We start from the raw sequence: 14,438 nt of genomic DNA on the forward strand, positions 1-14,438 counted from the left end.
ACCCCATCGGCTTTCACGGAGGTTGGCGCGTTCGCGCCCGGCGCCAGGCTCTTGCGGCCGGCTGCATTGCTCTGCTTCCCACATAGGAAGCAGAAGGCAACTGTGCATGAAGGCGCAAACGCCTCTCATGCGCCAGGTCAAGGACAGGTATCCCCGTCCTCGCCTGTCGAAGAAAGCGGCGAGATTGCCGCTTTCCTCGTTAAGGAAACGTTAAACGTCTCCGATCATTCCCACTCGATGGTTGCCGGCGGCTTGCTCGACACGTCATAGGTGACGCGGGAGATGCCTTCGATCTCGTTGATGATGCGGTTCGAGACCTTCTCCAGCAGCTCGTACGGCAGGTGCGCCCAGCGAGCGGTCATGAAGTCGATGGTTTCCACGGCGCGCAGCGCAACGACCCAGGCGTAACGGCGGCCATCGCCGACCACGCCGACGGATTTCACCGGCTGGAACACCACGAAGGCCTGGCTGGTCTTGTGGTACCAGTCGAAGTTGCGCAGCTCTTCGATGAAGATGTGGTCCGCGCGACGCAGCAGGTCGGCGTACTCTTTCTTCACTTCGCCAAGGATGCGCACGCCCAGGCCCGGGCCCGGGAACGGGTGACGGTAGACCATGTCGTAGGGCAGGCCCAGCTCCAGGCCGATCTTGCGGACTTCGTCCTTGAACAGCTCGCGCAGCGGCTCGACCAGTTCGAACTGCATGTCGTCGGGCAGACCGCCGACGTTGTGGTGCGACTTGATCACGTGGGCCTTGCCGGTCTTGGCGCCGGCCGACTCGATCACGTCGGGGTAGATGGTGCCCTGGGCGAGGAACTTCACGTCCTTCAGCTTGGTGGCTTCCTCATCGAAGACTTCGATGAAGCTGCCGCCAATGATCTTGCGCTTCTGCTCCGGGTCACTGACGCCGGCCAGACGGCTGAGGAACTTCTCTTCGGCGTTGGCGCGGATCACCTTGACGCCCATGTTCTCGGCGAACATGGCCATCACCTGGTCACCCTCGTGCAGGCGCAGCAGGCCGTTGTCGACGAAGACGCAGGTCAGCTGGTCGCCGATGGCCTTGTGCAGCAGGGCCGCGACCACCGAGGAATCCACACCGCCGGACAGGCCCAGCAGCACCTTGGACGAGCCCACCTGGGCGCGAACAGTGGCGATGGCGTCGTTGACGATGTTGGACGGGGTCCACAGGGCTTCGCAGCCGCAGATGTCCAGCACGAAGCGCGAGAGGATGCGACCGCCCTGCTTGGTGTGGGTCACTTCCGGGTGGAACTGCACGCCGTAGTAACCGCGGGCATCGTCGGCCATGGCGGCGATCGGGCAGCTCGGGGTGCTGGCGAGGATGTGGAAGCCTTCAGGAATCTCGGTGACCTTGTCGCCGTGGCTCATCCACACGTCGAGACCGAACACGCCGTCTTCGCTGACGCAATCTTCGATGCCGTCGAGCAGGCGGGCCTTGCCGACCACATCAACGCGGGCGTAGCCGAACTCGCGCAGGTCCGAACCCAACACCTTGCCGCCCATCTGCTCGGCCATGGTCTGCATGCCGTAGCAGATGCCGAACAGCGGCACCTTGAGATCGAACACCGCCTGCGGCGCGCGCGGGCTGTTGGCTTCGTGCACCGACTCCGGGCCGCCGGCCAGGATGACGCCGCGCGGGGCGAAGGCACGAACCTCGTCGTCGCTCATGTCGAACGGGTGGATCTCGCAGTACACGCCGATCTCGCGAACGCGGCGGGCGATCAGCTGGGTGTACTGGGAGCCGAAGTCGAGGATCAGGATCCGGTGAGCGTGAATGTCTTGGGCCATGGCCATCTCTCGTAGCGAAATTCTTAAACGACACGGGGCTGTATCAAGCAGCCCCGTGTCCGACTCATTAACCTGAAACCCTTAACCTACGCGGTAGTTCGGGGCTTCCTTGGTGATCTGTACATCGTGGACGTGGGACTCGGCCATGCCGGCGCCGGTGATGCGCACGAACTGCGGCTTGGTGCGCATGTCCTGGATATCGGCGCTGCCGGTGTAGCCCATGGCAGCGCGCAGGCCGCCCATCAGCTGGTGAACGATGGCGGTCAGCTGGCCCTTATAGGGCACGCGGCCTTCGATGCCTTCGGGTACCAGCTTCTCGGCGCCGGCGGAGGCGTCCTGGAAGTAGCGGTCGGAGGAACCGGTGGAACCGGCCATGGCGCCCAGGGAGCCCATGCCACGGTAGGACTTGTAGGAACGACCCTGGAACAGCTCGATCTCGCCCGGCGCTTCTTCGGTACCGGCGAACATCGAACCCATCATCACGCAGTAGGCGCCAGCCACCATGGCTTTGGCCAGGTCGCCGGAGAAGCGGATGCCGCCGTCGGCGATCAGCGGAACGCCGGTGCCTTCCAGGGCAGCGGCGACGTTGGCGATGGCGGAGATCTGCGGCACGCCGACGCCAGCGACGATACGGGTGGTGCAGATGGAGCCCGGGCCGATGCCGACCTTGACGGCGTCGGCGCCAGCGTCAGCCAGTGCCTTGGCAGCCTCGCCGGTGGCGATGTTGCCGCCGATGACCTGGACTTGCGGGAAGGTTTCCTTGACCCAGCGGACGCGATCGATCACGCCTTTGGAGTGGCCGTGGGCGGTGTCGACAACAACTACGTCAACGCCGGCGGCGACCAGGGCGGAAACACGCTCGCCGGTATCGGCACCAGTGCCGACGGCAGCGCCGACGCGCAGGCGGCCCAGGTCATCCTTGGACGCCAGCGGGTAGGTCTTGGCCTTCTCGATGTCGCGGAAGGTCACCAGGCCAGTGAGGTAGAAGTTCTCGTCGACGATCAGCATCTTCTCGATGCGGTTCTCGTAGAGCGCGGCCTTGATCTCTTCCAGCGGGGTGTTCTCGCGGGCAGTGACCAGCTTGTCCTTCGGGGTCATGATCGCGGCCACGCTGTCGCCGATGTTCGGCTTCACGCGCAGGTCGCGGCCGGTGACGATACCGACCAGCTCACCCTCTTCCACCACCGGGAAGCCGGAGAAGCCGTACTCGCGGGCGATCTGCAGCAGCTCGATGATCTTGGTCGACGGGGTCACGGTGACCGGGTCGCGAACAATCGCGGTCTCGTGCTTCTTGACCTTGCGGACCTCGGCGGCCTGCTGCTCGATGCTCATGTTCTTGTGGATGATGCCGATGCCGCCTTCCTGCGCCATGGCGATGGCCAGGCGGGCTTCGGTCACGGTATCCATCGCGGCGGACACCAGCGGGATGTTCAGTTCGATGCCACGGGTCAGGCGAGTCTTCAGACTCACGTCCTTGGGCAGGACTTCCGAATAACCTGGGATCAGGAGGACGTCGTCGAAAGTGAGGGCTTCTTGGCTGATGCGCAGCATGGCGGGGGCTCCCGATCGGGAAAAATGGAAGCGCGGCATTATATCCCAGCTGGGGGGTGCGGCTCAACGTAACCAGACGATCTGGATGCAGTCTTTATCCGGCTTGCGCGCTGGCCCCGTTCCACAGGCCCGCTTATCATCCTTCGCCATGCAGAAAGATCCCTTCCAACGGCTGGGCCTCGACCGCGAGGTTCTGACCGTCAGCCAGCTCAACCAGCGCGCCCGCCACCTGCTGGAGGACGTATTCCCGCAGGTCTGGGTCGAGGGCGAGATCTCCAACCTCGCGCGGCCCGCGTCCGGTCACATGTACTTCACCCTCAAGGACAGCAACGCCCAGGTGCGTTGTGCGCTGTTCCGGCAGAACGCCCTGCGGGTGCGCCAGGCCCTGCGCGACGGCCTGGCCGTGCGGGTGCGCGGCAAGATTTCGCTGTTCGAAGGACGCGGCGACTACCAATTGATCGCCGACACCGTCGAACCCGCCGGCGATGGCGCGTTACGACTGGCCTTCGAGGCGCTGAAAGAGAAACTTGCCGCCGAAGGCCTGTTCGCCGCCGAGCGCAAGCGCGAACTTCCGGCTCATCCCCGGCGCATCGGTATCGTCAGCTCGCCCACCGGCGCGGTGATCCGCGACATCATCAGCGTGTTCCGCCGCCGCGCGCCGCAGGTCGAGCTGACCCTGGTCCCCACCGCCGTACAGGGTCGCGAAGCCATCGGGCAGATCGTCCGCGCGCTCAAGCTGGCCGACGCGCAGAGCTTCGACGCGCTGATCCTGGCCCGTGGCGGCGGCTCGCTGGAAGACCTCTGGTGCTTCAACGAGGAACCGGTGGCCCGCGCCATCGCCGCTTGCGTGACGCCCATCGTCAGCGCCGTGGGCCACGAAACCGACGTATCCATCAGCGATTTCGTCGCCGACGTGCGCGCACCGACGCCCTCGGCCGCCGCCGAGCTGCTGGCTCCCCACAGCGGCGACCTGCAACAGCGCCTGGACAGCCTGCGCCGCCGGCTGATCCTGCGCATTCAGGACCGTCTGACCCGCGAACGCCTGCGCCTGGAAGGCACCGCGCGGCGCCTGCGCCACCCCGGCGAGCGCCTGCGCCAGCAGTCCCAGCGCCTGGACGATCTGGACATGCGCCTGCGCCGCGCCTTCGAGCGCCAGTTGCAGATCCGCCAGGAGCGTGTGGCACGCCTGGATACTCGCCTCGCCGCCCAACACACTGGTCGCAACCTGGCCCTGTTGCGCCAGCGCCTGGACAACCTCAGCGCCCGCCTGCCCCGCGCCACCAACGCGATCCTGCGCGAACAGCGCCAGCGCCTGGACGGCCTGATGCAGACGCTGCACATCGTCAGCCCGCTGGCCACTCTGGGGCGCGGCTACAGCATCCTGCTGGACGACAAGGGCCAAGCCATCCGCAGCGCCGCGCAGACGAAGAACGGCCAGCGCCTCAAGGCCAAGCTGGGCGACGGCGAGCTGGAAGTGCGCGTGGAAGACAATCACCAGGCGCCCGTCACCCTGTCGCTGCTGGACTGAGAACTGATGACCGACCTGCTCGCGCCGATCCTGCCGCAACCCGATCCTGACTGGGCCGAGGCCTTCCGCGTGCCTATCGTCGAGTGCGACCAGCCGCTGCAGGCCATGGGTATAGCCACGGGCTTCGCGGTATGGCCGGCCTATCACCGCCTCGGCGTGCCCAACGCGCAACCGGAGTGCTATGCCCGAACGGGAGTATTCGAGCGCCTGTTGCACGCTGCCAGCCTGCTGCCCGACGGCCTGCGTCTGGTCATCCTCGACGCCTGGCGGCCGTTCGCCGTGCAGCAACACCTGTACGACACGCTTTACGACATCCTCCGCCAGCACCAGCCAGACGCCGACCCAGCCGAGCTGACCCGGCGCACCCGCGAATTCGTCGCGCCGCCCAGCATCCGCGCCGAATCGCCCAGCCCGCACCTGACCGGCGGCGCCATCGACCTGACCCTGTGCGACAGCGAAGGCCGCTGGCTGGACATGGGCAGCCTGTTCGACGAAGCCACGCCGCGCTCCTATACCCGCCATTACGAAGAGATCGCCGCGCCGGACGAGCAGCAGCGGCGCATCCGCGACAACCGCCGGATCCTGTTCAACGCCATGAGCGCTGCGGGGTTCAGCAACCTGTCCAGCGAATGGTGGCACTACGACTACGGCGACCAGCTGTGGGCCGCGCACCTGGGCAAGCCCCACGCCATCTATGGCCCGGCGCAGGTGCTGCCGCTGGAACAGCTGTGGCGCCAGCAGCTCGAGGGCCTGCACCGCTAGCTTTCTCCTCTGCCGGGGAGCCCGGACCTGAAGGAGCGAGTTTGCTCGCGAACGGCTTCGCTGCGAGGGTGGTTCGCGAGCAAGCTCGCTCCTACATAAAGCGCCCTGCCACGACGTTCCGCTTTCGACGAAATCGTCCCGCTCGCCGAAGAGCGCCGTGTAGACTGCCCGCTTCATCCGCCGACACGTCCACGGATTGCGCCATGTTCCGACTCTTCTGCCTGCTCGCCGCCACCCTCCTCGCCCTGCCCGCCCACGCCGAAGGCTTCATCAGCCGTACCCTGAACAAGCCGGTGCCCGGCGGTGTCGCCGTGGTGCAACTGGGCCAGGATGCCGCCGTGCCCACCGCCACCTTCCAGGGCAAGCCGGTGCTGGTGGTGCGTGAGGAGGGCCGCGACTGGATCGCCATCGTCGGCATCCCGCTGACCGCCAAGACCGGCAACCAGCAGATCGCCGTGAAGCAGGCAGGCGCGAGCCGCAACCTCGGTTTCACCGTTGGCGCCAAGCACTATAAAGAGCAGCGCATCACCCTGAAGAACACCCGCCAGGTGAACCCGCTGCCCGAAGACCTCAAGCGCATCAACCGCGAGTTGGCCGAGCAGACCGCCGCGTACCGCAGCTTCAGCCCCGGCACACCGAGCAACCTGGTACTCGACAAGCCGGTCAACGGCCCGCTCTCCAGCCCCTTCGGCCTGCGCCGCTTCTTCAATGGCGAGGAGCGCAACCCGCATTCGGGCCTCGACTTCGCCGTGCCCGCCGGCACGCCGATCAAGACACCGGCCGCCGGCAAGGTAATCCTGATCGGCAACTACTTCTTCAACGGCAACACCGTGTTTGTCGACCACGGCCAGGGCTTCATCAGCATGTTCTGCCATATGTCGAAGATCGACGTGAAACTCGGCGATCAGCTCTCGCGCGGTGGCGTGGTCGGCCGTGTCGGCGCCACCGGACGCGCCACCGGGCCGCACATGCACTGGAACGTCAGCCTGAACGACGCCCGCGTCGACCCGGCGATCTTCATCGGCGCGTTCAAGCCCTGATGCAACTTCGTTTCGATGGACGCAGTGCGCTGTTCGCGCTGCTCTGGTTCGCCGTGCTGGTCTGGCTGGCCACGGCCGGCGCGCACCTCGGCTGGCTGCGCGGCTTCGGCGGCGACGTGCTGGCGGTGATCTGGCTGTACTGCCTGCTCCGCGCCGCGCTGGATGCACCGGCGCACTGGCTCGCCGGCACGGCGCTGGCCTGCGGGCTGCTGATCGAATTCGGCCAGTTCCTCGCCGCGACCTTCCACTGGCAGATCGGCAACCGCGCACTGCGCATCGTGCTGGGCGCCACGCCGGACTGGCTGGACGTGCTGGCCTACTGCATCGGCTTCGCGCTGATTCTCGCGGCGCGGCAGACCCGATTGGCTCTCAGGCCAGCGGGTAACTGAAGAACAGCGCCATCTCCCCGGGCAGCACCTGCGCCGGGTCGTAGAGGTCGGTGGAAAGCCCGCTGAGGGAGAAGCCGCGGGAGCGGTAGAAGCCTACCGCCGGCAGGTTGAGGTTCTGGGTTTCCAGCCACAGGTGGCGCGCCTCGGTGCCGCGCGCCCAGTCCAGGCAGCCATCCAGCAGTTGCTTGCCTACGCCCAACCCGCGGGCCTCGGGGAGGACGAACAGGTCGTCCAGTACCGCGCGGCGATTCCAGATTTCGTAGCGGGCGATAGCGAAGCCCAGGCGTTCGCCTTCTTCGTCGACGACCACGGCGGTCCAGTCGGCCGCCGTGACGTCATCTTTCAGATCAGCGAAGGGATAGCGCTTGGTCTGCGTCTCGGCCAGTCGCTCCTCGCGCAGGATGAAACCATCGGCGGCGCTCTCGACACGCAGGATCGAGTCGCTCGAGTAGCTGCCGTCGAAACCCAGCAGCCACTCGCCGTCTTGCGCCCACACCAGCGGGCGCAGGAGCCGGTCGCTCATCAGTTCATCTTCATGCCGTGCATGTCGTGGCCCATGTCGGTGCCTTTCGGCGCGTCCTTCTGCACGGCGATCTCGACCTTCACGTCACCGGCCTTCTGGAAGTGCAGGGTCAGCGGGAAGCGCTCGCCATCGGTGAGCGGCTTCTTCAGGCCGAACAGCATCAGGTGGTACTGGCCCGGCGCGAAGATGACCTTGCCGCCGGCGGGAATATCCACGCCCTCGACCTTCTGCATCTTCATCATGCCGTCCCTCTCCACGTGCTGGTGGATTTCGGCGCTGGCGGCGCGGTCGGTGTCGGCGCCGAGCAGGCGATCCGCGTCCTTGCCGTGGTTCTGCACGATGAAGTAGGCCGCGCCGTTCACCGAGTTGGCCGGCAGCAACAGCGACCAGGGATGGTCGATGTGCAGGTTGCCAGCCTCGTATTCGTGGGCCATGGCGGCCCCGGAGAAGCCCAGCAGGACAGCGAAAGCGAGCAGGGTTTTACGCATGTTCGAGACTCCAGTTGGCTTGTGATCGGTTCCGCCAGATCGGCGGCAAAACATCGGGCTGCGGACGAAACGATCGCGCCGCAGCATAGCCTGCCTCGCGGCAGGCGTCAGGGTTGAACAGCGCACGCATCAACCCAGCGCAGGGCTGCGCGACTTGAGGCGCGACAGCACCGCCCAGTCCAGCGCCCACACCAGCAGCAGCGACGCGCCCACCAGCGGGAAGGCGACACCGAGGATGATCATGAGTGCCACCCCGCCCTTCCATACCGGCAGCGCGTGCGGCATCGGCGGCACGCCGAGGCGGCCCTGCGGACGGCGCTTCCACCAGATCCACAGGCCGCTGACGGCGCTGAGCAGGATCATCAGGCAGACGCCGAGCATCAGCAGTTGGTTGAACAGGCCGAACATCTTGCCTTCGTGCAGCATCACGCCGGATTCGACACCCTTGGCCACCAGCCCGTAGTCCTTCCAGCGCACGTCGGCGAGCACCTTGCCGGTGTACTGATCGATGTGCAGGGTGGCGTCGTTACGCGAGTCGTCGGCGAACACCGAGACGGTGAACACGCCCTGCTCGCCCTTGGGTAGCGCAATGGCATAGCCCGGCACCACGCCGGCCTTGTCGGCAGTATCGACCACCTGCTGCAGGCTGATCTGCGGCATCGCCATACCGCCGGAACCATGGGCCATGTGTTCGGCGTGGGCGCCGCCGGACATCGGCATCGGGGTGTTTTCCATCGCCCAGGGGATGGTCTGGCGGTGCGCCTCGTTGAGCGTGCGCGCCTCCAGGTCCGATTTGGGCACGTCGTTCCACATGGCCACCGGGAAGCGGTTCCAGACATCGGCGAAGGATTTGCCCCAGAATCCGGTCCAGGTCATGCCGGTGAGCAGCATGAACAGCATCAGCAGCGAGCCCCAGAAACCAACCACCATGTGCACATCGCGCCACAGCGCACGGCCGCGGCGCGACAGGTCCGGCCAGAGCAGCACGCGCAGAGAGCGCTTGCGCGGCCACCACAGGTACAGGCCAGACACCACCAATACGATGCCCCAGCCGGCGGCCAGCTCGATCAGTCGGTCGCCAACAGTGCCAATCATCAGCTCGCCGTGCAGCGCACGGGCCATGGCCTGCAGATTGGACTTCGCGTCCTGCACGCCGAGCAGCTTGCCGCTGTAAGGATCGACGAAGGCATTTACCTCGCGCCCATCGAGCTGGGCGACGAACTGTGCGCTACGGTCAGCGGCCGGTGCCGGCAAATACTGGCTGACCAGCAGTTGCGGGTTCTGGTGATGCAGGTGCATCAGTTGCTCGTCGGCGGACAGCCGCACCTCACCCGGCGTCACCTGCAGCAGGTCGCTGTACATCAGCGGGTCGAGCTGCGGCTTGAACAGGTAGATGATCCCGGTCAGCGACAGCAGGATCATGAACGGCGCGACGAACAGCCCGGCATAGAAGTGCCAGCGCCAGGCCAGGTTGTAGAAATCGAATGTCTTCTTCTGCATTCGTTGATCTCCTCACGCAAGGAGGCCCCCGACCAGCGGGGGCCGGTCGGGCATTAGAACGAGAAGTCCACTTTGGTCCAGAACGTACGTCCCGGCTCGTGGATCGATTCGGGGTCGTTGGCCGGGTAGCCGAAGCCGGCGTTGCCCGCCAGGTTCAGGTGCTCGGCGTAGTCCTTGTCGAACAGGTTGTCGACGCCGGTGCTGACCTTGAGGTTCTTGCTCAGCTTGTACGCGCCGTTGAGCGAGAACACCGCGAAGCCGGGGCTTTCGTCGAAGTCGTAGCCGACCACGTTGCCCTGGTTCTCGGCGATGCGTCCCTGGTGCGCGACCACGCGCCAGAGACCGCCGGCGCTCCAGTCGCCTTCCTCGTAGCTCAGGCCGAAACGCGCCTCCAGCGGTGGCATCTGCGGCAGCGCAGTATCGTCGGTGGTGTTCTTGCCCCAGGCGTAGGCCAGGGTGCCGTCGGCGGTCCAGTTGCTGGTCAACGCGTAGGCCGCGCCCAGTTCGCCACCCATGATCCGTGCATCGACGTTCCGCGCCTGGGAGGTGCGGCCCATCATGCCGCCGGGCATGTAGTCGAACAGGATGTAGTCGCGGATCACGCCGACGTAGCCGGACGCCCAGGCCTTGAGCTTCTCGTCCTCGTACTGCGCGCCGAAGTCCAGCTGGGTGGTTTTCTCCGGCTTGATGCTGTCGAAGGCGTTGACCGAACCGGTCGGTCCCTTGTCCGGGGAGAACAGCTCCCAGTAGTCGGGGAAGCGCTGCACGTGGCCAAGGCCGACATAGAGCGTGGTCGGCGTGTCGGCCAGGTCGTGCTCGTAGCGCGCGAAGCCGCTGGGCAGCGTGTCGGCGCGGGTGTCGTCGGCGGTGGGGTTGGGCATCGCCATCATCCCCGAGCCGGTACTCTGCCGATAATCCTTGACCGAGGCGCGGTCCAGGCGCGCACCGGTGATCACGCGGTCACGGTCGGCGGCGTACCAGGTCAGCTCACCGAAGGCGCCATAGTTGTGGAAGACCGCGTCCTTGTCCCACGGCACTTCGTCGTAGGTGCCGATGCCCATGCCGCTACGCTCGCGGTGCTCGTTGGTCTGGGCATCGACGCCGGTGATCAGCTTGAAATCGTCCCAGCGCCAGGTGGCGGCCAGGCGCCCGCCGAGGGTCCGGCGGTCGACGTTGGAAGCCATGGGGCCGGCCATCATGCCCATGCCCGAGGGCGTGCGCAGGCTGTAGTTGTCCATCACGTGGTCGGCGTAGTTGTAGTAGACCTGCGCCTCCAGCTTGTCGAGCACTTCGCCGATGTTGGACTTCTCGAAGCGCAGGCCGAGGCTCTCGCGCTTGAACTGCGAGCCGTCCATGCCGCGTCCGGCGTAACGCGCTTCACCATCGCCCTTGCCGGCGGTGAGTTCGACCAGGGTGTCGGCGTCCGGCGTCCAGCCCACGGCCACGTCGCCATTCCACTTGTTCCAGCGCGAGGGCACGGTGTTGCCGCTGCCGTCCTCGTAGTCATCGGACTGCGACTTGTTGCCGGTGACCCGCACGTAACCCAGCGGTCCGCCGGCGGCGGCGTCCAGCACGCGGTCGAAGCGGCCATTGGAGCCGGCGACGATGCTGCCGTTGACCCGCGTACCCAGTTCGCCGAAGCGCTCCGGCTCACGGTCGAAGCGGATGGTGCCGGCCGAGGCGCCTGGGCCCCAGATTACGGTTTCCGGGCCTTTCACCACGGTGAGCTTGTCGTAGGTTTCCGGCGAGATATAGGAAGTCGGCGCGTCCATCCGCGCCGGGCAGGCGCCGAGCATGGTGGTGCCGTTGGTGAGGATGTTCAGGCGCGAGCCGAACATGCCGCGCAGCACCGGGTCACCGTTGGTGCCGCCGTTGCGGATGGCGGAGAAGCCGGGGATGGTCTTGAGGTAATCGGCACCGTCGCTGGCAGGGATCGGTTGGCGCGGCTGCTTGGGGTCGGTGACGATGGTCAGCGGTGAACTCTGCGCCACAGCAGTGATGACGCTGGGCGACAGTTCGGTGACATGCGAAGAGTGATCTTCCTCTTCGGCCATCGCCGGGGCGGCAGTGAAACCGCCAAGGGCGGTCAGCGCGCACAGGGCGCGCAAGCCGACGGCACGTTGCCGACGGCGCATTTGCATGCGGGACATTCCATTAATTCCATGATCGGTGATGACGCCCGCTCCACGCGTACTCGCACGGCGCGCAAGCGAATGCAGGCATCCGCGCCGGGGTCGGGGAGTCGGGATTGCGGGTCAGCCGATCAGGGCAGGAGGTGCGCGCGAGCGTGCGCCGGGGAAGACCGGCGAGGCGGGAATACGGGAGGAGACGAACTGGGCGCCCGGCGCGCCGACGGCAGGCAGGCTGTGATCGAGCAGGACCGGCGGTGGTGTCAGCGGCGGGCTGTGGATCAGCAGGCTGCAGTAGCCGCACTTCTCCATGAAGGCGTCGGCAGTGAGCGGTTGCTCGCCGTGGGAAGTCGGTGCCGCGTGTTGTGCAGCAGCCCGGTGCCCATCCGAACAGGCCATTTCGTCCATGGCGGCGATCGCCGCACCATGGTCCATGGCCTTGCCATGCTCCATCGGCATGACGTGATCCATGGGCATGGCGTGATCCATCGGCATCGACTGGGAAACCAGCGGGCCGACATAGATCATCAGCATGGCGAACAACGCCAGCCAGGTGCCTACGCCTTGTCGAGTACGACGGGTCACGAAATGTCCTTGAGCAGGGTATGCCCCACCTGCGGCGGGGGTGCGCAATGATCGCACGGAGTTACAAAGCTCCGCTGCGGCAAGTAGACGCAGAATCAGTTAAGCACAGCGTTAAGCGTTATGAAAAATTGCTAGAAATCAATTATTCAAACAATTTAATCTCACAAGACATTCTCCAGAGACTATTTCTACCAAATTTCCTCAAATGCTTGCCATTGGTCTTCCAGGCCTTTAGCTTGGCACTCATGAAAACCGCACACACCCTCATCCTGCTTCGCCAACACGCCTGCCTGCGCCTGGTCAGCCCGCGACTGCGTGGCTGAGCCCCCCCTCCCCCGGTTTCGCCTCATTCAGATTTTTATGCGCAGGCCCCGCAGGCCGCAGAGAACAAGGATTCCGCTCATGAGCATGTTGAAAGACCCGTCGAAGAAATACCGCGCCTTCACCCAGATCACCCTGCCCGACCGTACCTGGCCGGACAAGATCATCGACAAGGCGCCGATCTGGTTGTCCACCGACCTGCGCGACGGCAACCAGTCGCTGATCGAGCCGATGGACGCCGAGAAGAAGATGCGTTTCTTCAAGTGCCTGGTGCAGGTCGGCCTGAAGGAAATCGAAGTGGGCTTCCCGTCCGCCTCGCAGACCGACTTCGACTTCGTCCGTGAGCTGATCGAGAACGACCACATTCCCGATGACGTCACCATCCAGGTGCTGACCCAGGCCCGCGACGACCTCATCGAGCGCACCTTCGAGTCCCTGAAGGGCGCGAAGAAAGCCATCGTCCACTACTACAACGCCTGCGCACCGAGCTTCCGCAAGATCGTCTTCAACCAGGACAAGGCCGGTGTGAAAGCCATCGCCGTGGCCGCTGGCCAGACTATCAAGCGCCTGGCCGAAGCCGCGCCGGAAACCCAATGGGGCTTCGAGTACTCGCCGGAAGTGTTCAGCTCCACCGAGACCGATTTCGCCGTCGAGGTGTGCAACGCGGTGATCGACGTGTTCCAGCCGACCCCGGCGAACCGCCTGATCCTCAACCTGCCGGCCACCGTCGAGTGCGCCACGCCGAACAACTACGCCGACCAGATCGAGTGGTTCGGCCGCCAGATCAACAAGCGCGACAGCGTGCTGCTCAGCCTGCACACCCACAACGACCGTGGCACTGGCGTGGCCGCTTCGGAACTGGCCCTGATGGCCGGTGCCGACCGCGTCGAAGGCTGCCTGTTCGGCAACGGCGAGCGTACCGGCAACCTGTGCCTGGTGACCATGGCGCTGAACATGTACACCCAGGGCATCGACCCCGAGCTGGACTTCTCCGACATCGACGCCGTGCGCAAGGTGGTGGAAGAGTGCAACCAGATTCCGGTGCACCCGCGTCACCCGTACGTCGGCGACCTGGTCCACACCGCCTTCTCCGGCTCCCACCAGGATGCCATCCGCAAGGGCTTCGCCCAGCAGAAGGAAGACGCCGTGTGGGAAGTGCCGTACCTGCCGATCGACCCGGCGGACATCGGCCGCAGCTACGAGGCAGTGATTCGTGTGAACAGCCAGTCCGGCAAGGGCGGCATCACCTTCCTGCTCGAACAGGAATACGGCATCAGCCTGCCGCGCCGCATGCAGATCGAGTTCAGCCAGGTCGTGCAGAACGAGACCGACCGCCTCGGCCTGGAAATGACCGCCGAGCAGATCTACACCCTGCTGCAGACCGAGTACCTGCAGGCCGTTTCTCCGTTCGGCCTGAAGAACTACCGCCTGCAGGAAGAGAACGGTATCTGCGCCATCGACATCGACGTGACCCACAAGGGCGAGCAGCATCGCTGGCACGGCAAGGGCAAGGGCACCCTGGAAGCCCTGGTCGCCTCGCTGCCGGTGGATGTCGAGATCATGGACTACAACGAACACGCCATCGGCGCCGGCACCAACGCCCGCGCGGCCGCCTACATCGAACTGCGCGTCGAGGGTGGTCGTTCGCTGCACGGCATCGGCATCGATGAAAACATCACCACCGCCAGTTTCCGCGCGCTGTTCAGCGCCCTGAACCGTGCGGTGACGCTGGGCCACGCGAAAGCCGCGTAAGTCTGGCTCAACCGTAGTCCCCCTTTGCCCCGGACGCCTCGTGCGTCCGGGGCTGTTTTCAACGGAGT

Annotated in this window: 12 protein-coding genes; 5 read left to right on the plus strand and 7 right to left on the minus strand. The window is 65.6% G+C overall.

Annotated elements, in window-relative coordinates; genetic code table 11:
• Window positions 1–224: 224 nt before the first annotated feature.
• On the minus strand, window positions 225–1,802 hold the full coding sequence (guaA, locus tag RS899_RS20055; RefSeq protein WP_054907488.1) for a glutamine-hydrolyzing GMP synthase: 1,578 nt from the start codon (window positions 1,800–1,802) through the stop codon (window positions 225–227).
• A gap of 81 nt (window positions 1,803–1,883) precedes the next feature.
• Entirely contained in the window at window positions 1,884–3,353 is a 1,470-nt protein-coding gene (gene guaB, locus RS899_RS20060; protein ID WP_024762983.1) for an IMP dehydrogenase, read from the minus strand.
• Window positions 3,354–3,501: 148 nt separating this feature from the next.
• Here guaB and xseA point away from each other — a divergent pair, with 148 nt between their 5' ends.
• The 4 genes from xseA (at window position 3,502) to RS899_RS20080 (ending at window position 7,072) form a co-directional block, all read left to right on the plus strand.
• Window positions 3,502–4,881 (plus strand): exodeoxyribonuclease VII large subunit, encoded by a 1,380-nt coding sequence (gene xseA, locus RS899_RS20065; protein ID WP_315807906.1) that lies wholly within the window; start codon window positions 3,502–3,504, stop codon window positions 4,879–4,881.
• 6 nt (window positions 4,882–4,887) lie between these two features.
• Window positions 4,888–5,643, plus strand: coding sequence for a M15 family metallopeptidase (locus RS899_RS20070; protein WP_315807907.1), 756 nt, complete (start codon window positions 4,888–4,890; stop codon window positions 5,641–5,643).
• Window positions 5,644–5,846: 203 nt separating this feature from the next.
• Complete coding sequence (locus RS899_RS20075) at window positions 5,847–6,683, plus strand: peptidoglycan DD-metalloendopeptidase family protein (RefSeq protein ID WP_315807908.1); 837 nt, start codon at window positions 5,847–5,849, stop codon at window positions 6,681–6,683.
• Window positions 6,683–7,072, plus strand: a complete 390-nt coding sequence (locus RS899_RS20080; protein ID WP_315807909.1) for a DUF2809 domain-containing protein — start codon at window positions 6,683–6,685, stop codon at window positions 7,070–7,072. Before RS899_RS20075 ends, RS899_RS20080 begins: the two co-directional genes overlap by 1 nt.
• Here the strand turns inward: RS899_RS20080 and RS899_RS20085 are convergent.
• From RS899_RS20085 to RS899_RS20105, 5 genes are all read right to left on the minus strand, one after another.
• Window positions 7,053–7,595, minus strand: a complete 543-nt coding sequence (locus RS899_RS20085; protein WP_315807910.1) for a GNAT family N-acetyltransferase — start codon at window positions 7,593–7,595, stop codon at window positions 7,053–7,055. The genes RS899_RS20080 and RS899_RS20085 overlap by 20 nt on opposite strands.
• Window positions 7,595–8,083, minus strand: coding sequence for a copper chaperone PCu(A)C (locus tag RS899_RS20090; RefSeq protein WP_315807911.1), 489 nt, complete (start codon window positions 8,081–8,083; stop codon window positions 7,595–7,597). Before RS899_RS20090 ends, RS899_RS20085 begins: the two co-directional genes overlap by 1 nt.
• A 129-nt stretch (window positions 8,084–8,212) precedes the next feature.
• Window positions 8,213–9,583, minus strand: coding sequence for a PepSY domain-containing protein (locus tag RS899_RS20095; RefSeq protein ID WP_315807912.1), 1,371 nt, complete (start codon window positions 9,581–9,583; stop codon window positions 8,213–8,215).
• 53 nt (window positions 9,584–9,636) lie between these two features.
• Window positions 9,637–11,733, minus strand: a complete 2,097-nt coding sequence (locus RS899_RS20100; RefSeq protein ID WP_315807913.1) for a TonB-dependent copper receptor — start codon at window positions 11,731–11,733, stop codon at window positions 9,637–9,639.
• A gap of 105 nt (window positions 11,734–11,838) precedes the next feature.
• Window positions 11,839–12,297: a DUF2946 domain-containing protein gene (locus tag RS899_RS20105; RefSeq protein ID WP_409978029.1), complete on the minus strand. Its 459-nt coding sequence runs from the start codon at window positions 12,295–12,297 to the stop codon at window positions 11,839–11,841.
• 402 nt (window positions 12,298–12,699) lie between these two features.
• Here RS899_RS20105 and leuA point away from each other — a divergent pair, with 402 nt between their 5' ends.
• Entirely contained in the window at window positions 12,700–14,370 is a 1,671-nt protein-coding gene (leuA, locus tag RS899_RS20110) for a 2-isopropylmalate synthase (protein ID WP_054907363.1), read from the plus strand.
• Window positions 14,371–14,438: the final 68 nt, after the last annotated feature.

The sequence above is a fragment of the Pseudomonas sp. C9-3 genome (assembly GCF_032392015.1).
Taxonomy (GTDB): domain Bacteria; phylum Pseudomonadota; class Gammaproteobacteria; order Pseudomonadales; family Pseudomonadaceae; genus Pseudomonas; species Pseudomonas nitroreducens.